Below are 16,515 nucleotides of genomic sequence, written 5' to 3'. Positions count from 1 at the left end.
ATGATGCAGGCGCTCTGAGCCGATCTTGGCGGGCTCGGTCGGACGTCACCGTCGTGGGGGGGGGGCGCCCCCCCCCACACGTCGGCGAAACCCGCCCACGAACTCCCGCTGCCCGCCTCCCCCAGCAGCCCCGCGCCCCCCCCCACACCCCCCCGCAATGGTCTGTCAATACCTATACCGAAAGGAACTATCCGCGCCGACGGTGTTTCATCGCCCGGCGGACGTGAAATACGGAATGACACGGAAGACGGGAATCCGTGCCGCGATGTGCTCGAACTCGGCAAGCGGGGCACGCCGGTCCACCGGCACGTGCGGGCGGGCACCCGGCGCGACGGCCAAGTACCGGCGCAGAATGGGTGCCCGCACACCGGGATCGACTTCGCACAGGCGCACGGCCTCGCGGCGGCCGCGTCGCAACACGGCCCGGCCGTCCGCCGCGCGGACGTTACGCACCCAGTTCGTGCGCTCGCCGAGCATGGCCACGAGGTAACGTTCGCCCTCGTAGTCCGCGACGACCAAGGGGAACGCAACGACACGGCTGGTGCGGCGTCCCGGCACCTCCAGTGTCACCAACCGGCCCCGTCCACCGGGCCTGGCCGCGAACAGCGTGGCGGAGAGCCGGTTCTGCCACCGCGCCCACCGGTTCGGGCGGCCGCCCCGGTACATCCACCGGTGATACCGTGCCCACCAGTGGGCCATACGCCGCGGAGTTCGCGTCGCGAGCACCGAACCAGGGCCCTCCTCGCGTCTGTCTACTTCGGACATACTGGCTACCGCCACCGCCGCCGTGCCGCACCGAGGACCAGCCCCGCACCGACGGCCAGTGTGAGCAGCCCGCCCAGGGCCAGCCACGTCACCTCGAACCCGGTCGTGGCCAGGTCTCCCGTCCTGACCGGTCCGGTCGGTCGCGCGGCCACCGGCTGCGGCGACCCGGCTGCCGGGGGCCCTTCCGGGACATCGCCGCCGGGCTGGGTCACGGGGTCCGGGTCGGGTTGCTCCGGACCGGGGACGACGTAGTAGCACCGATGGCAGGGCAGGCTCCGGTCCGGTTCGGTCTCCCCGTCCCGTGCGATGAACTCCGGCTCGGAATAGACCAGCCGCCACGGCCCGACGATGCCGAAGTCGTACAGATCGGCGGGCAGGTTGTAGAACGTGAAGCTGCCGTTGGCTTCGGTCACCGCACGCGCGACGACCTTCCCCGTGACCTGGTTGCGCAGGTACACCTTCACACCGGGCAGGGGATCGCCGACCGGAAGGCCGAGCTGGGGTTTGTAGCGGAAGCGCGCCAGGCCGCCCATGGCCCGGGGCGCCACACCCCCGGGAATCCGCGCTGTCGCGGTGATGAGGTCCGACCAGTTGACGTTCGACGGCCCGTGGATCGTGCACCACACCCGTAGGTGCCCCACCGCGGCCGCGTCATCCGTGACCCGGACCGTCATGTCCACCGTCCGCGTCGTACCGGCGGGCACCGCGACGCCCGGCCCGCCCGCGGCCAGCTCTCCGGCATCGATACGCCCCGCCCCGCTCGTCCAGCAGTCCGCGGTCAGTCCCGTGAACAGCGCCGTACCGTTGTTGGTCAATTTCATCGCCAGGTGCGCGATGTCGTTCACGCGGTACGCCGGCCTCGTGAATGCCGCCGACTCGGCCAGCCAGGCCCTGAGCAACGGCTCCCCACGGACCAGCACGCCGGGCTCGTCGGCACCGGTCACCTCGACGCTCGGATGCGCCAGCGACCACTCGGTGCTGTCGAACCACATCCAGTAACCGCCCGCCGGCAAGTCGGGGAACGCGAACCGCCCGTCCGCGTCGGTGACGGTGCTCCGGACGACGTTCGGATTACCTCCCGAGGTACCGACCCGGATTCCGGCCAATGCCTCGCCCGGATCCATCACGTGGTTTCCGTTGCGGTCACCGTAGACCGTTCCGTGGTAGCCGCCGCGGACGAAGGTGACCGGGACCGACGCGGTGACGGTGTTGTCCGCCGGATTCGCGTCCTGGGCCTCGCCGGCCAGCCGGACCGTCACGGTGATGGTCAACGGCCCGGCCGGGGTCGTCACCAAACCGGTGTTCCTGCTCTCCACGGTCTGCCCCGGCTCGAGCCGGCCGCCGGTCGGCGGGAACAGCGGCGTCCACATCTGGCTCGACAGGTTCCCGGTGGAGACCACGTCGGCCTCGCTCACCACCACGGTGCCCACGTTGGTGACGACCGCGTGCACGGTGATCGGCTCGTGGCCGAGGTACGAAGGTTTGTCGAACCACACCGCCAGCCGCAGGTCCGGTTTCTCCTGCGCGGCCGCGGTCCGCCGCGGGAGGTGAGACGTTGTACCGCTCGGTCCGGACGAGGGCGGCTCCGCCTTGGCGGAGCGAGAAGTCGTTGTGGGGGAAGGCATTGTCGGAGGAGACGTGCTCGACGAAGGCGCTGCCGTTCTGGTCACCGATGGCGGAGGACTCGTCGTGGAGCCGGAAGTCGGGGTGACCGGCTTCTCCGTGCGCTCGGCCGGGGACGGCGGCACCTCCGGCCGCAGCTGTTCGCCGGACACGGGGCCCGCCGAAGCGGCGAGACAGAGTGCGGCCGCCGACAACACCGCACCGGCAGACCGGAGCAAACGCGCCATGAGCTACCCCTTCCACTGGGATTTCCTAGATGCCAAGCGGGGCCACGAAACCTTCGCCGTCTTTCGACGGTGCCGGAACGCGGCGACGCGCCACTAGAGCCGAACTGCCCCTGGCGGCGGGGCACGCGACGACCTCACGCCCGCACGATGGTCCCGGCGGTGCCCGCCACCAGCTCTGCCGCGTCTTCGAGACGGCCGATTCCCGCGAACCGCCCGCCACCGTCGACGAACCGGCACGCCGCCGTCACCTTCGGGCCCATCGACCCGGCGGGGAACGTCCGTGACCGCAACCGCGCGCTGGTGATCCGGTGGATCGGACGGGCCCGCGGTGTACCGAAATCCTCGTGGACGGCATCGACGTCGGTCAGCAGCAGCAAGGCGTCCGCACCGGTCTCCCGCGCCAGCAACGCCGCCGTGAAGTCCTTGTCCACCACCGCTTCCACGCCGTGCAGGCCGCTGTGTCCGTCCTCGACGACGGGAATGCCCCCGCCCCCGGCGCACACCACCGTGAGTCCCGCGCCGAGCAGCAGCTCCACCACGGGCAGCTCGACCAAACCCGCCGGTTCGGGCGAGGGAACCACGCGACGCCAAGCGGTGCCGTCCCGCGCGACCCGCCATCCCCGCCGCGCGGCGAGATCCCGCGCGATCGGCTCGTCGTAACCGGAACCCACGAACTTCGTCGGCCGGGCGAACGCGGGATCGTCGGCGCGCACCCGGGTACGCGTCAGCACGCAGACCGCGCTGAGCCCAGCGGCGGCACGGAGGGCGTTCACCAGCCAATAGCCGATCATGCCCTGGGTCTGAGCGCCCAGTACGTCCAACGGGTAAGGGTGATCCAGCACCGGATCGTCCTCGTTCTCCACTGCGAGAAGGCCGACCTGAGGACCGTTGCCGTGGGTGATGATCAGCTGGTGCTCGCGCGTGAGCGGGGCCAGCGCCTCGGCCGCGGCCATGACATGCTTTTCCTGGATCTCGGATTCCGGTGCTTCGCCCCGTTTCAGCAAGGCGTTCCCGCCCAGCGCGACGACGATCCTCATGACGCGACCGTGGCGACCATGACGGCCTTGATCGTGTGCATCCGGTTTTCCGCCTGGTCGAACACGATCGACGCCGGAGACTCGAAGACCTCCTCGGTCACCTCCAGGGCGTCGAGCCCGTACCGTTCGCCGATCCGCTGCCCGATCGCGGTGTCCCGGTTGTGCAGGGCGGGCAGGCAGTGCAGGAACTTGACGGCGGGATTTCCCGTGGCTCCCAGGAGTTTCGCGTTCACCTGGTACGGCAGCAACTGCTCGATGCGACGTCCCCAGGTCTCCTCGGGCTCGCCCATCGACAACCACACGTCGGTGTAGACGAAATCCGCATCCCGCACCGCCTCGGCGACGTCGTCGGTCACCAGCATCCGCGCCCCGGAATCGTGGGCGAGCGACGCGGCGAGGTCCCGGACCGTCCCGGCGGGCCACAGGTCCCGTGGCGCGCAGATCCGGACGTCCATGCCCAGCAGCGCGCCGGTGACCAGCAGCGAGTTGGCGACGTTGTTGCGGCCGTCGCCGAGGTAGCAGTAGGCCACCTCGTCCAGTGGTGCGGCCGAGTGATCGCGCATCGTGAGGACGTCGGCGAGCATCTGTGTCGGGTGCCAGGCGTCGGTGAGGCCGTTCCACACCGGGACACCGGCGTACGCGCCCAGTGTCTCGACGGCTTCGTGGTCCGAACCACGGAACTCGATCCCGTCGAACATGCGTCCCAGCACACGCGCGGTGTCCTTGACCGACTCCTTGTGCCCGATATGGGATTCCTCGGGCCCGAGATAGGTGATGTGGGCGCCTTCGTCGTGTGCGGCGACCTCGAATCCCGACCGGGTCCGGGTCGAGCTCTTCTCGAAGACCAGGGCGATGTTGCGGCCGTCGAGCCGCCGCGGCCGCGCGCCGGAGCGCTTCTCCCGGCGCAGTTCCGCGGCGAACTCCACCAGATGGAGGAACTCTTCGCGGGTGAGATCGGTTTCCTTGAGCAGATTGCGTCCGCGCAGGTCCATGGGCTTCTCCTGGGCTTCGGTGACAGTGGTCAGGCCGGGTCGCGTTCGATGGGACAGCTCATGCACCGTGGTCCGCCCCGTCCCCTGCCGAGTTCCCCGCCGGGCACGGTGATCACCTCGATACCGTGCTTGCGCAGCATCGTGTTGGTGGCGACGTTGCGGTCGTAGCCGACCACCACGCCCGGCGACACGGCGAGGTAGTTGTTGCCGTCGTCCCACTGCTCCCGCTCGGCGGCGCGGACGTCTTCGTCGGTCGACAGCACGGTCACTTCTCCGACCCGGAGCGTCGCGGCGAGGGTTTCCCACAGGCCGCGGTTCTGCCGGACGTCGACCGTGCCGGTCTCCTCGCCGGGAGTCACGGTCCAGGACCGCAGATTCCGGTCGAAGTAGGGGTAGAGGACGAACGTGGCCTTGTCGACCATCGTCATGAGCGTGTCCAGATGCATCATCGCGTGGGAGCGCGGAAGTTCGACGGCGACGACCGTATGGGCCTGGCCACTCGAGAACAACGCGCGGGCAAGGATTTCCACCGCCATCGGCGTGGTCCGCTCACCCATGCCGATCAGCGCGGCACCACCGCCGAGGACGTGCACGTCGCCGCCCTCGATGGTGGCCGGGAAGTGCTCGTCGTCGTCATCGCCGTAATACGCGGTGAACCGGCCCTCGGCGAACAACGGGTGGTAGCGGTAGATGGCCCGCGCGTGCAGGGTTTCCCGCTGCCGCGCGGGTTTCGCCATGGGATTGATCGACACGCCGTCGTAGATCCAGCAGGAGTTGTCGCGCGGGAAGAGGTGATTGGGCAGCGGGGGCAGCAGGAAGTCGTCGGCCCGCAGCGTGTGCCATTTCAGGCTTTCCGCTCGCAGTGGACGCAGGTCGGCCTTCAGCACGCCACCGATCAGCGCGGCGGCGAGGCCGGTGCCGTCCAGGTCGCCGAACAGTCCCCGCAACGGCCCGACCAGCGCGGGACCGACGATGTCCGGAGCGCAGACCCGGTCGAGCACGAACGCCCTGCCCGCGTCGGTGTCGAGCGTTTCCGCGAGCAATTGCCCGAAGTAGTGCACGCGCACACCCCGCTCACGCAACGCTTCGGCGAAAACGTCGTGCTCCTCCTTGGCTTTCGTCGCCCACATCACGTCGTCGAACAGCAGCTCGCGGACATTGCGCGGGGTGAGCCTGGCCAGCTCGGTACCCGGCCGGTGCAGGACGACCTGTCTCAGGCGGCCCACCTCGGACGCCACACCGAATCCCATCACGGACACTCCGTTCCTCGTCGATCCGTCGCCGGTCATGCCGCTCGCGGCCACTGCTCACCCGGCCCGGTGGCGCCGTCCCCGGCCTCGTGGCGCCGCTCCCGGCGCGCCTTGACGAAGGCGTAGAGCACCAGGCCGAGCAGCATCAGGAACATCGCCTGGTACACGGCGGCGTAGCCGGCCGCGAAGGTCACCCACAGCGAGAACAGGACGCTCACACCGGTGACCAGCAGATCGCGGACCAGCAACCATCCCCGCACCCGTCGGCGCCGGGACACCAGGTAGGACAGCTGGGCACAGGCCGAGAACAAGTACGGGACGGCGATGGTCACCACGGAAAGATTGACCAGGAACGTGAAAACGGCCAGCCCCGAGGTCGCGGTGTACCGCCACAGCATCAGCAGCGACGGCAGCGCCGCCGCGACGAGGACACCGAGCCACGCGGTGTCCTTGCGATCGGCCCAGGTGAAGAAGCGCGGGAACAGGCCGTCGTTCGCCGCGGCCCGCGAAACCTCGGCGGTGACCAGCGTCCAGCCGTTGAGCGCGCCGATACCGGAGACCACCGCGAGCGCGGCCACGAGTTTCCCCGCCCAGGCCGCGTGCGGGAAGATCGCCTCGACGGCCGGGACGAACGGGGTTCCGGTGTTCACCAGGACGTCGTGCGGGACCAGGCCCATCACCGCCGCCGACACCGCCACGTACAGGATCGCGCTCGCCGCGGTCCCCAGCAGGGAGGCACGGCCGACGTTGCGACCGGGATCCCGTACCCGCTTCGCGGTGACGGCGGCCACCTCGACGCCGATGAAGGCGAACAGCGCGACACCCGCCGTGATGCCGATGGCACTGTAAAGGCTGCCGCCCGAGGCGTTGAATGCGCCGAAGTTGGCGTTCGAAACGAAGAACCAGCCGACCACGGCCACCAGCAGCAGTGGCAGGAACTTCACCGCCACGGTCAGGTTCTCGAACCAGGCAATCTGCCGGACACCGCTCAGGTTCACCAGTGCCGGAACCCACAAGCCGAGCAGCGCTATCCCCCAGTTGGTCCAGCCGGCCGGATTGTCGATCCCCAGCAGGGAATCGACGTAGAGCACCCACGAGGACACGATCGCGGCGTTGCCGACCCACGCCGAAACCCAGTAGCACCAGCCCGTGAGATACCCGGCGAAATCACCGAACTCGTTCCGTGCGTAGGCGTAGAGACCGCCGTCGGCGTCCGGCACCCGCCGCGTCAACTGTCCGAAAAGGACAGCGAGCAGGGCCGCACCGGCGGCGATGACGGACAGCACCACCAGTGAGCTGGTCCCCGCGCCCGCCAGCACGGCGGGCATGGTGAAAACCCCGGTGCCGATGACGCTGCCGACGACAAGTCCGGTCGCGGACGGCAGGCCGAGCGACCACGCTCGGCGCCCGGCGGGCGCGGACGGCCGGGCGGGTTTCGATCTGGACATCGGTCTCCCTCGGTGAGAACGGCTGCCCTCATCAGACCCGTACCGGGTTCACCCCGCCCAGAGACCTTTGATCCTCCTCCGAGGACCAAAGTAACCACCCGGCCTTGCCCTACGTCCGTCGGCGAACCCGTCCGGCGCACACCAGAACCTTCGTCACCCGAGGACGAGCCTTTCGGCCCTGTGCGTGAACAACCCACCGCGGCATCCTGAAGACAGTCCAGGGCCGCCGCACCGCTGGACCTTCCCCGGGTACCGCTCCCCGCCCCCCGCCGGGGAAGGGGTGGCCGTCCTCCCCTGACGGCCACCCGACGCGGCACTCACCACAGTGGACGGACGCCGGGTGCCCGCGCGGCGTCGGTGACCACCGATCCGTGATTCCGTCGAGCCGTGCCCGGCAGGCTCACAGGTGCAGTTCGCGGCAGACCTTGCCGATCTGCTCGGCCGAGGCGCGCAACCGGGCGAGTTCGTCACCGGAGAGCGCCGCGGGCTCGGCCGCTCCCGCACCGTCCCTGCCCACCAGCCGGGGCAGGGACATGCACACCCCGCCGATGCCGGGGAAGTCGCGGACCAGGCTGCTGACCGGCAGGATCAGCCGCTGGTCGCCGATCATCGCGTCGAGCACGTAGGCCACCGCCAGCCCGACGGCGTAGTTGGTGGCGCCCTTGCCCGCGATCACCTCGTACGCGGCGTTGACCACAGTCCTGGCGATGTCGTCCCGGACCGCGGGGGTGAAGACCTGCGTGCCATCGACCACCCAGTCGGCCACCGGCACCGAGCCGATGAACGCTCCCGACCACAGCGGCACCGAGCTGTCGCCGTGCTCACCGGCGATGTAGGCACGCACGCTGGGCACACCGACCCCGGCGCGTTCGGAGATCAGCGAGCGCAGCCGGGAGGAGTCCAGCACCGTTCCCGAGCCGACGACGCGGTGCGCCGGAAGGCCACTGACGGTGAGCACCGCGTGGGTGATGACGTCGACCGGATTGGTGACCGGCAGCAGGATCGCCTCCGGTGCCACCGCCAGCAGCCGGGGCACCAGCGACCGGACCATGGCCACGTTGGCTTCCGCGAGCGCCATCCGGCTCTGGCCGCGCCGCTGTTTGGCTCCGGCCGTGATCACCACGACGTCGGCGTCCGCGCACACGCCGATGTCGTCGCCGCCGACGATCGAGGCGGCCGGGGTGAACATGCTGCCGTGCCGCAGATCGAGTACCTGGGCACGCACCTTGGCCGCGTCGGTGTCGTACAGCGCGATCGTATGTGTCACACCGTGGATCTGGCAGGCGTAGGCGATCGTGGAACCGACCGCGCCCGCGCCGACGATCGCGACCTTGGTGCCATGCGGCGCCCGATGTACGGGGAACAACTGGGACACTCCGTTCTCCTCACTCGGCGGACCAAGCCTTCGAACGCGGCCTGGGCGAGCGCCTCGTCCGCGCTCCGGCCGCCATCTCCCGGCTACCTCCGTCGCCACACGACTCCTCGATAGGTGCTGCTCGCGCCGTCGTAGCCGATCCCGATGATCACGTTTCCGCGTTCGCTGACGTGTTGTGCCTCGAACGTGTCGGGCAGGTCCGGCGGCAGGGGAAGTGCGGTGATCGTTCCCCGGCGGTCCCAATAGACCGGCAGCGGATTGCGCTCTCCGGGGTTGGCCCGGCTGGATTCACCGACCACCATGCCCGCGTTGTTCAGGTCGGAACAGCGGCTCTCGGCGTCTTGGGGCAGCGACCCCAGCACCGCTATCCGGCCCAGCCGGTCCCATCGCACGCATCGGGCACGCTGGTTCAGGTCCCTGCCCTGGCCGAGCACCTCGTCGTGGTCGTTGAGTTTGGCACCGGAGGCACCCTGGAGCGAGGGATCGGTACCCAGCCGGGTCACGTGCCCGCGCCGATCCCACACGATCGTGGTCCCCAGGATCGATCCACGATTGTTCACACTCAGCGGGTAGTAGCCCTCCGGCGGAGGCAGTTTCGTGATTTTGCCATCCGCGCTCCATTTCACGCCGACGAGGTAGCCGGAGGTGTCGCGCGCGATCCCGGCCATCTCATCGCGGTCGTTGATAGCCACGGCTTGCGACTCTCCGCCGTCCAGCGCCTCCAGCGTGACAAGCCGTCCGCGCGCGTCCCAGCGCGCCGCGTGATAACGGTAGTCCGGGGTCATGGCGTTGCCCATGACCGACCCGCGCGCGTTGATCACCGCACCGGCACTCGATATCGCGCCCGGCGGCAGGGGCAGTTCCTCGACGCGCCCCGCGCGATTCCATCGGACAGGGTGCAGCGATTCCCAGTCCCCGAGGTAGACGTTTCCGCCTATCTCGCCGGAATCGTTGACACTCGTGGGTGAGCCTCCCGTGTACCCGCGAGGGAGCGGAAGGGCCGATACGCGGTCATCCCGGTCCCAGCGGACCGGGCGCCGGCCGGACTGTCCCACCACCGTCCCCGCGTCGTTCACGGCATTGGCGTAGGTTCCCGAGTCGCCGGGCATCGGCGTCAGGTGAAGGGGAACGTACTCGGCGGAAGGTACCGCGGCGGCCTCGGCCGTCGGCAGAGCGAGGAAATTCAGGCCGAGTACGCTACTCGCCAGCAACACCAAGGAACCGGAACTTCTCGCGAGCATTGTCTGCCTTTTCCGGAATCCGAGCACGGGCCTGCTCATTTCGCGCTCGGGTACTTGGCGAGGATTTCCCGCAGCGCGGAGACGAAACGCAGGGACTCGTCGTGTTCACGCTGCCAGACGTTGCGGCCGAAGATCAGCCCGGTCGCGCCGGCCTCCATCGATTCGCGTGCTTTCTCCAGCATCGCCTCGTCCCCCGCCTTGCCCCCGCCCGAGACCAGCAGCAGCGTCCGGCCCGCGGACCGCACGACCGCGTCGATCGCCTGCTGGCTGGTGAACTCACCGGTGTAGCGCTCCGGCACACCGGCGGTCTTCTCCGGATGAGGGAAGTTCACCTTCACGACGTCGGCGCCAAGCTCGGCCGCCGTCCGTGCCGCGTAGTCGACGGCGTAGAACGAATCCCGGCCGCCCTTCGCCTCGACCGCGGAACCACGCGGGTACGCCCACACGATCAGCGGCATCCCCAGGCGCCGGGCATCCGCCCGCACCTGCCGGTACTGCGCGAAATCGCGCTCCTGCGCCGGAGTCCCGACATAGAGGGTGTAACCGACAGCGTCCGCGCCGAGCCGCACAGCCTCCTCGACGTTGCCGTGCAGCGGGGAAAGCGCCTCGCTGTCGGACGGGATTTCGGTCTTTCCGTTCAGTTTCAGCACCAACGGGACTTCGCCCGCGTAATCCCAATAGAACTTCTCGGCCAAGCCGATCTGGATCGCGATCCCGTTGAACCCGCCTTCGATCGCGAGTTTGACGACGTACCGCGGATCACCAGCCGCCGGATTCGCGAAGAAGTCGCGCGGGCCGTGCTCGAGCCCCTGGTCGTACGGCAGGAAGAACGCCGTCCCGTTCCGGAGCCCGTGCTCGTGCAGGATCCGGTGGAGCCTGGTCTTCTTGCCGGCGTTCAGCCCGAGCTCACTCAGCTGGGGACGGTGCGTCATGACGGCCTCCAGATTGGCGGTAGCGCTGCCCCGCCAGTGAACTCCCGGCCACCGGCCGCCGCCGGGGCCGGAGGGCACCGGTCCCGGGGACCAACGACCCTCGCCGGGCCGGGCCGGCGCGGCGATGCTGTCCCAGGAAAGGCGCACCGAACGGCCTCGACCATCCACAAAGGACTTCAGACCTTCGGAGGAGTGGACATGCGGTTCCGCGACCTGCCGCGCGGCGGCGTCCCTGTCGCCCGCGAGGGGGACGACGCGCTCGCCGTCCGCCCCGTCCTGAACGCGGCGAGGCGGCGATGACCTGGCAGCCAATCACCAAGCCCGGTGCCGTCCGTGCTCACGCGAACGTGACCGACTACGCCCGTGCCCGGCGGGAGTTCAGCTGGACCGCCGCCCGCTCGCTCCTGTCCGGTCTGCCCGGCGGTGGGCTCAACATCGCGTACGAAGCCGTCGACCGGCACGCCATCGGCCCCCATGCCGCGAAGACCGCGTTGCGCTGGGTGGATCGTGGGGACCGGACGCATGAGCTGACCTACGCCGAGCTGTCCGAGCGGACGAACCGATTCGCCAACCTGCTGCGCGGTCTCGGAGTGCGCACCGGGGACCGGGTTTTCACCCTCCTCGGCCGGGTCCCCGACCTGTACGTCGCGACGTTGGGGACGCTCAAGGCGGGCTGCGTCCTGTCCCCGCTGTTCTCGGCGTTCGGGCCCGAACCGATCCGGCAGCGCCTGAATCTCGGTGAAGGCACCGTCCTGGTCACCACACCCGCGCTCTACCGCCGGAAAATCCGCGCCATCCGGGCGGCGCTGCCGTCCCTGCGGCACGTGCTGCTGACCGGCGACGGCGAGGAGCCCGGCACGATCGCGCTCGCTCCGGCACTCGCCGCCGCCGACCCCACGTTCGAGATCGCCGTGACCGCACCGGACGACCCCGCACTGCTGCATTTCACCAGCGGTACCACCGGTACCCCGAAGGGCGCGCTACACGTCCACGAGGCCGTGCTGGCCCACCACGTCACCGCCCGCTACGCACTGGACCTGCGCGCCGAGGACGTGTTCTGGTGCACCGCGGATCCGGGCTGGGTGACCGGGATGTCCTACGGCGTCCTCGCGCCGCTGACCCTCGGCGTCACGCTGATCAGCGACGAGGGCGACTTCGACGCCCGGCGCTGGTACCGCGTGCTCGCCGAGCAGCACGTCACCGTCTGGTACACCGCGCCGACCGCGCTGCGGATGCTGATGCGCGACGACCGGGAGCCCGGCGCCGATCTGTCCGCACTGCGGTTCGTGGCCAGCGTCGGCGAACCGCTGAACCCCGAGGTCGTGGTGTGGGGCGAGCGGAAGCTGGGGCTTCCCGTGCACGACAACTGGTGGCAGACCGAGACCGGGGCGATCATGATCGCCAACCTCGCCGCCGAGGAGATCCGGCCGGGCTCCATGGGCCGCCCGCTACCCGGCGTCGAGGCGGGACTGCTCGAACGCGGCGAGGACGGCCGCGCCCGCGTCATCGAGGGGAAGGTGCACGAAGTCACCGCCCCCGGGGCCGAGGGCGAACTGGCGCTGAGGCCCGGCTGGCCGTCGATGTTCCGAACCTACTGGGGAGATCCGGAACGCTACGCCGCCGCGTTCGCCGACGGCTGGTACCTCACGGGAGACGTCGCCCGCCGGGACGCCGACGGCTACTACTGGTTCGTCGGCCGGGCCGACGACGTCATCAAGTCCGCCGGGCACCTCGTCGGGCCGTTCGAGGTCGAAAGCGCGCTGCTGGCACATCCGGCCGTCGCGGAGGCCGGGGTGATCGGCAAGCCCGACCCGGTCGCCGGCGAGCTGGTCAAGGCGTTCGTGTCACTGCGGCCCGGCCACGAACCGAACGACGAGCTGCGGCTCGACCTGCTGGCGTTCGGCCGCCGTGCGCTGGGGGCGGTGGCACCGAAGGAGATCGTCTTCGATCAGCGGCTGCCGCACACCCGCAGCGGCAAGGTCATGCGCAGATTGCTCAAGGCGAGGGAACTGGGCCTGCCCGAAGGCGATTTGTCCACATTGGAGGGTTCGGCATGAGCGAAGCCAGCGAACCGATCACCCGCACCAAGCAGCGGACCGAACTGCTGCGGCAGATGCTGCGGATCCGCCGGTTCGAGGAGCGCTGTGTCGAGTTGTACAGCGCCGCGCGGATCCGCGGGTTCATGCACCTCTACATCGGCGAGGAGGCGGTCGCCACCGGCGTGCTGCAGGCACTGACGCCGGAGGACGCGGTGGTCTCGACCTACCGCGAGCACGGCCACGCACTCGCCCGCGGCCTGCCGATGGACGCGGTGCTCGCCGAGATGTACGGCCGCACCACGGGGTGCAGCCGCGGCCGGGGCGGGTCGATGCACCTGTTCGACGCCGACCGCCGCTTCTACGGCGGCAACGCCATCGTCGGCGGTGGCTTGCCGGTGGCGACGGGACTCGCGCTCGCCGACGAGATGGCCGGGCGGCGCCGGGTCACCGTGTGCCTGTTCGGGGACGGCGCGGTGGCCGAGGGAGAGTTCCACGAATGCCTCAACCTCGCGGCGCTCTGGCGGCTGCCGGTGCTGTTCTGCTGCGAGAACAACCTCTACGCCATGGGGACCCGCATCGACCGCGCACAGGCCGAGACCGACCTCTCCGCGCGCGCGGCGTCCTACGGTATGACGGCCGTGCAGGTGGACGGGATGGACGTGCTCGCCGTCACCGAAGCCGCCGACCGGGCCGTCGAATCCGTCCGGAACGGGGCCGGGCCCTGCTTCCTGGAACTGCGTACCTACCGGTTCCGCGCCCATTCGATGTACGACCCGGACCGCTACCGTGACAAGTCCGAAGTGGAACACTGGAAGGACCTCGATCCCATCCCCCGCTTGATCACGACGATGCGAGAGGAGGACGGGCTCGACGACGACGCGATCACGGCACTTGAGTCCGAAGTGGACGAAGAGCTCGACACCGCCGTCGCGACCGCCGAGTCCGGCCCGCTCGAGCCCGTCGAAGACCTCACCAGGTTCGTCTACTCGGAGCGATCATGACCACATACCGAGAAGCTCTGCGCGAAGGCTTGCGCGACGTACTGCGCGAGGACGAACGCACCTTCCTGATGGGTGAGGACGTCGGCGCGTACGGCGGCTGCTTCGCGGTCAGCCTCGGGCTGCTGGAGGAGTTCGGCCCGCGCCGGATCCGGGACACCCCGCTTTCGGAGTCCGCCTTCGTCGGAGCCGGGATCGGCGCGGCGCTCGGCGGGCTGCGGCCGATCGTCGAGATCATGACGGTCAACTTCAGCCTGCTCGCGCTGGACCAGATCCTCAACAACGCCGCCACCATCCTGCACATGTCCGGTGGCCGGCTCAACGTGCCACTGGTGATCCGGATGACGACCGGCGCCGGGCGCCAGCTCGCCGCCCAGCATTCGCACAGCCTCGAAGGCTGGTACGCGCACATCCCCGGGCTGCGGATCATCACTCCCGCCACGCTGGAGGACGCCCGCGGGATGCTCCAGACCGCGGTGGCCGACCCCGATCCCGTGCTGCTGTTCGAGCACGGCGCGCTGTACAACGTCTCCGGCGAACTCGCCCCGGAAGCCGGGCCGGTCGACATCGACCGCGCGGCGATCCGCCGCTCCGGCACCGACGTCACCCTCGTCGCCTACGGCGGCACCCTGGGCACCGCGCTCACCGCCGCCGAAGAACTCGGCCGCGACGGCGTCGACGCCGAAGTCGTCGATCTGCGGACGTTGCGGCCCTTGGACGAGGACACGGTGCTCGGCTCGGTGTCCCGGACCCATCGGCTCGTCGTGGTCGACGAGGGCTGGCGCAGCGGCAGCCTCTCGGCCGAGATCGCCGCCTGCGTCGCGGAGAAGGCCTTCTACGAACTGGACGCGCCGATCGAGCGGGTGTGCACCGCGGAGGTGCCGATCCCGTATGCCCAGCAACTCGAACAGGCAGCGCTTCCCCAACCTGCCGACGTCGTCGCGGCGGCTCGCCGGACGGTGGCCTGAGATGGCCGAGTTCCTGATGCCCGCGCTGGGTGCGGACATGACCGAAGGCACCGTACTCGAATGGCTCGTGCGGCCCGGCGACACCGTGCGCAAAGGCGACGTCGTCGCCGTCGTGGACACCGCCAAGGCGGCGATCGAGGTCGAATGCTTCACCACCGGGACCGTCGGTGAACTCCTGGTCCCCGTCGGTACCAAGGTTCCGGTCGGCACCCCGCTGGCCATGATCGACGGCACGTCACCACGGACGCCGTCGGCGAAGACGCCGCCACCGCAGGGCTCACCGCCCGCGGCAGGCGAGCCCCGCCCGGCCGCCGGGGGACACTCCCAGCCCCGGCGGCCGGGCATCCCCGCCACGATCAGGCTCGCCGACCCGCCCGCGCGTGTCTTCGCCGCGCGCGAAGGCGTCGACCTCACCCGGCTGCACGGCACCGGCCGCGACGGCCGGATCACCCACGCCGACGTCGCCCACGCGCTGGCCGCTCCCGCTCGCACCACGACGGAGCGAGCCCGCGTATCGCCCTATGCCCGGCGGCTGGCCCACGAACTCGACGTCGACCTCACCATGCTCGCGCCGGAGACACCGGGCGGAGCGATCCACGCCCGGCACGTGCGCTCGGCCGCCGGGCCCGCCACCGCGCCCGGACACGTACCGGAGCAACGGCGCGCCCAGGATCCGGCCGCGATGCGGCAGGCCATCGCCGCGCTGATGGCCAGGGCCAAGCGCGAGATCCCGCACTACTACCTCTCGAGCACCATCGACCTCGACCCGGTCATGACCTGGCTGCGCGAGCACAACCGTCGCGTGCCGGTGACCGAGCGGATCCTCCCCGCCGCCGCGCTGCTCAAGGCGACCGCACTCGCCGCCGTCCGGGTCCCCGAACTCAACGGGCACTGGGTCGACGGAGGCTTCCGGCCCGGCGACGCCGTACACCTCGGTGTCGCCGTCGCGCTGCGCGGCGGCGGACTCGTCGCTCCGGCGATCCTCGACGCGGCGAAGCTTTCCCTGCCGGAGACCATGGCGGAGTTGCGTGCCGTGGTCGCTCGCGCACGGTCGGGAAGCCTGCGCTCGGCCGACCTGACCGCGGGCACGCTGACCGTGACGAACCTCGGCGACAACGGCGCCGAGTCCGTGCACGGCGTGATCTACCCGCCGCAGGTGGCGCTCGTCGGATTCGGCGCGATCACCCATCGGCCGTGGGCTGTCGACGGGATGCTCGGCATCCGCCCGCTGGTCACCGCCACCCTCGCCGCCGACCACCGCGCCAGCGACGGCGCGACCGGCTCCCGGCTGCTCACCACCATCGCCACTCTGCTGCGCCATCCGGAGGAGCTATGACCAAGCCACTCAGCCGCGAAGAAGCCACCGAGTTCGTTCAGTCCGCGCTCCGCGGTTTCGCGACCGACGACGAACTCAGTGCCCTTCCCCCCGACGAAAACCTGCGCGACGCGTTGGAACTGGACTCGATGGACTTCCAGACCTTCGTCGAACGGCTGTCCACCGGGCTGGACCGCCGCATCGACGAGGACGACTACGGCCGCCTGCTCACCCTGCGCTCGGCCGCCGATTTCCTCACCGCACAAGGGTGAACCGGCGCCGCTCGCTGCGTTACCGAAGCAGCG

15 protein-coding genes are annotated in these 16,515 nt (G+C 70.1%); 6 read left to right on the top strand and 9 right to left on the bottom strand.

Annotated features, from left to right (window positions below):
- Nucleotides 1-207 precede the first annotated feature (207 nt).
- Together ACFWY9_RS16400 and ACFWY9_RS16395 are read right to left on the bottom strand one after the other, a co-directional pair.
- Nucleotides 208-666, bottom strand: coding sequence for a nitroreductase family deazaflavin-dependent oxidoreductase (locus tag ACFWY9_RS16400; protein ID WP_378328251.1), 459 nt, complete (start codon nucleotides 664-666; stop codon nucleotides 208-210).
- 104 nt (nucleotides 667-770) lie between these two features.
- A complete protein-coding gene (locus tag ACFWY9_RS16395) occupies nucleotides 771-2,390 on the bottom strand; it encodes a hypothetical protein (protein WP_378328252.1) in 1,620 nt (539 codons plus the stop codon).
- Between the two features lie 13 nt (nucleotides 2,391-2,403).
- On the opposite strand from ACFWY9_RS16395, the gene ACFWY9_RS16390 reads away from it, so the two are divergent.
- The gene (locus ACFWY9_RS16390) at nucleotides 2,404-2,712 is read left to right on the top strand and encodes a hypothetical protein (RefSeq protein WP_378328253.1); all 309 of its coding nucleotides are present in this window, start codon (nucleotides 2,404-2,406) and stop codon (nucleotides 2,710-2,712) included.
- Nucleotides 2,713-2,749: 37 nt separating this feature from the next.
- Here the strand turns inward: ACFWY9_RS16390 and ACFWY9_RS16385 are convergent, their stop codons facing one another.
- From ACFWY9_RS16385 to ACFWY9_RS16355, 7 genes are all read right to left on the bottom strand, one after another.
- Nucleotides 2,750-3,652, bottom strand: coding sequence for a carbamate kinase (locus ACFWY9_RS16385; RefSeq protein ID WP_378328254.1), 903 nt, complete (start codon nucleotides 3,650-3,652; stop codon nucleotides 2,750-2,752).
- Complete coding sequence (argF, locus tag ACFWY9_RS16380) at nucleotides 3,649-4,644, bottom strand: ornithine carbamoyltransferase (protein WP_378328255.1); 996 nt, start codon at nucleotides 4,642-4,644, stop codon at nucleotides 3,649-3,651. The genes ACFWY9_RS16385 and argF overlap by 4 nt, the downstream gene beginning before the upstream one ends.
- Before the next feature lie 29 nt (nucleotides 4,645-4,673).
- On the bottom strand, nucleotides 4,674-5,894 hold the full coding sequence (locus tag ACFWY9_RS16375; RefSeq protein ID WP_378328256.1) for an arginine deiminase: 1,221 nt from the start codon (nucleotides 5,892-5,894) through the stop codon (nucleotides 4,674-4,676).
- A 35-nt stretch (nucleotides 5,895-5,929) separates the two neighbouring features.
- Nucleotides 5,930-7,342, bottom strand: a complete 1,413-nt coding sequence (locus ACFWY9_RS16370) for an amino acid permease (RefSeq protein ID WP_378328257.1) — start codon at nucleotides 7,340-7,342, stop codon at nucleotides 5,930-5,932.
- Between the two features lie 400 nt (nucleotides 7,343-7,742).
- Nucleotides 7,743-8,717 carry an L-lactate dehydrogenase gene (locus tag ACFWY9_RS16365; RefSeq protein WP_378328258.1) on the bottom strand — a complete coding sequence of 325 codons (975 nt, stop codon included), beginning with the start codon at nucleotides 8,715-8,717 and terminating at the stop codon, nucleotides 7,743-7,745.
- Between the two features lie 83 nt (nucleotides 8,718-8,800).
- A complete protein-coding gene (locus ACFWY9_RS16360) occupies nucleotides 8,801-9,931 on the bottom strand; it encodes a hypothetical protein (RefSeq protein ID WP_378328259.1) in 1,131 nt (376 codons plus the stop codon).
- A gap of 62 nt (nucleotides 9,932-9,993) precedes the next feature.
- Nucleotides 9,994-10,890, bottom strand: a complete 897-nt coding sequence (locus ACFWY9_RS16355) for a class I fructose-bisphosphate aldolase (RefSeq protein WP_378328260.1) — start codon at nucleotides 10,888-10,890, stop codon at nucleotides 9,994-9,996.
- A gap of 296 nt (nucleotides 10,891-11,186) precedes the next feature.
- Between ACFWY9_RS16355 and acsA the strand changes: the two genes are divergently transcribed.
- From acsA to ACFWY9_RS16330, 5 genes are read left to right on the top strand one after another with little or no spacing between them, the layout of a single operon-like run.
- Complete coding sequence (gene acsA, locus ACFWY9_RS16350; protein WP_378328261.1) at nucleotides 11,187-12,947, top strand: acetate--CoA ligase; 1,761 nt, start codon at nucleotides 11,187-11,189, stop codon at nucleotides 12,945-12,947.
- The gene (gene pdhA, locus ACFWY9_RS16345) at nucleotides 12,944-13,930 is read left to right on the top strand and encodes a pyruvate dehydrogenase (acetyl-transferring) E1 component subunit alpha (RefSeq protein WP_378328262.1); all 987 of its coding nucleotides are present in this window, start codon (nucleotides 12,944-12,946) and stop codon (nucleotides 13,928-13,930) included. The genes acsA and pdhA overlap by 4 nt, the downstream gene beginning before the upstream one ends.
- Complete coding sequence (locus tag ACFWY9_RS16340; RefSeq protein WP_378328263.1) at nucleotides 13,927-14,895, top strand: alpha-ketoacid dehydrogenase subunit beta; 969 nt, start codon at nucleotides 13,927-13,929, stop codon at nucleotides 14,893-14,895. Before pdhA ends, ACFWY9_RS16340 begins: the two co-directional genes overlap by 4 nt.
- A complete protein-coding gene (locus tag ACFWY9_RS16335; protein ID WP_378328264.1) occupies nucleotides 14,819-16,231 on the top strand; it encodes a dihydrolipoamide acetyltransferase family protein in 1,413 nt (470 codons plus the stop codon). Before ACFWY9_RS16340 ends, ACFWY9_RS16335 begins: the two co-directional genes overlap by 77 nt.
- The gene (locus ACFWY9_RS16330) at nucleotides 16,228-16,482 is read left to right on the top strand and encodes a phosphopantetheine-binding protein (RefSeq protein ID WP_378328265.1); all 255 of its coding nucleotides are present in this window, start codon (nucleotides 16,228-16,230) and stop codon (nucleotides 16,480-16,482) included. The genes ACFWY9_RS16335 and ACFWY9_RS16330 overlap by 4 nt, the downstream gene beginning before the upstream one ends.
- Nucleotides 16,483-16,515: the final 33 nt, after the last annotated feature.

Source organism: Amycolatopsis sp. NPDC059027 (genome assembly GCF_042739735.1).
Taxonomy (GTDB): Bacteria; Actinomycetota; Actinomycetes; order Mycobacteriales; family Pseudonocardiaceae; genus Amycolatopsis.
The sequence above is the reverse complement of the archived record's forward strand: the minus strand, read 5'-3'. Positions and strand labels throughout refer to the sequence as shown.

Excerpts from the sequence above, each read along its gene's own strand:
- ACFWY9_RS16400 (WP_378328251.1), bottom strand. The coding sequence starts at position 666 with ATGTACCGGGGCGGCCGCCCGAACCGGTGGGCGCGGTGGCAGAACCGG.
- ACFWY9_RS16395 (WP_378328252.1), bottom strand. The coding sequence starts at position 2,390 with ATGCCTTCCCCCACAACGACTTCTCGCTCCGCCAAGGCGGAGCCGCCC.
- ACFWY9_RS16385 (WP_378328254.1), bottom strand. The coding sequence starts at position 3,652 with ATGAGGATCGTCGTCGCGCTGGGCGGGAACGCCTTGCTGAAACGGGGC.
- argF (WP_378328255.1), bottom strand. The coding sequence starts at position 4,644 with ATGGACCTGCGCGGACGCAATCTGCTCAAGGAAACCGATCTCACCCGC.
- ACFWY9_RS16375 (WP_378328256.1), bottom strand. The coding sequence starts at position 5,894 with ATGGGATTCGGTGTGGCGTCCGAGGTGGGCCGCCTGAGACAGGTCGTC.
- ACFWY9_RS16370 (WP_378328257.1), bottom strand. The coding sequence starts at position 7,342 with ATGTCCAGATCGAAACCCGCCCGGCCGTCCGCGCCCGCCGGGCGCCGA.
- ACFWY9_RS16355 (WP_378328260.1), bottom strand. The coding sequence starts at position 10,890 with ATGACGCACCGTCCCCAGCTGAGTGAGCTCGGGCTGAACGCCGGCAAG.
- acsA (WP_378328261.1), top strand. The coding sequence starts at position 11,187 with ATGACCTGGCAGCCAATCACCAAGCCCGGTGCCGTCCGTGCTCACGCG.
- pdhA (WP_378328262.1), top strand. The coding sequence starts at position 12,944 with ATGAGCGAAGCCAGCGAACCGATCACCCGCACCAAGCAGCGGACCGAA.
- ACFWY9_RS16340 (WP_378328263.1), top strand. The coding sequence starts at position 13,927 with ATGACCACATACCGAGAAGCTCTGCGCGAAGGCTTGCGCGACGTACTG.
- ACFWY9_RS16335 (WP_378328264.1), top strand. The coding sequence starts at position 14,819 with ATGCCCAGCAACTCGAACAGGCAGCGCTTCCCCAACCTGCCGACGTCG.
- ACFWY9_RS16330 (WP_378328265.1), top strand. The coding sequence starts at position 16,228 with ATGACCAAGCCACTCAGCCGCGAAGAAGCCACCGAGTTCGTTCAGTCC.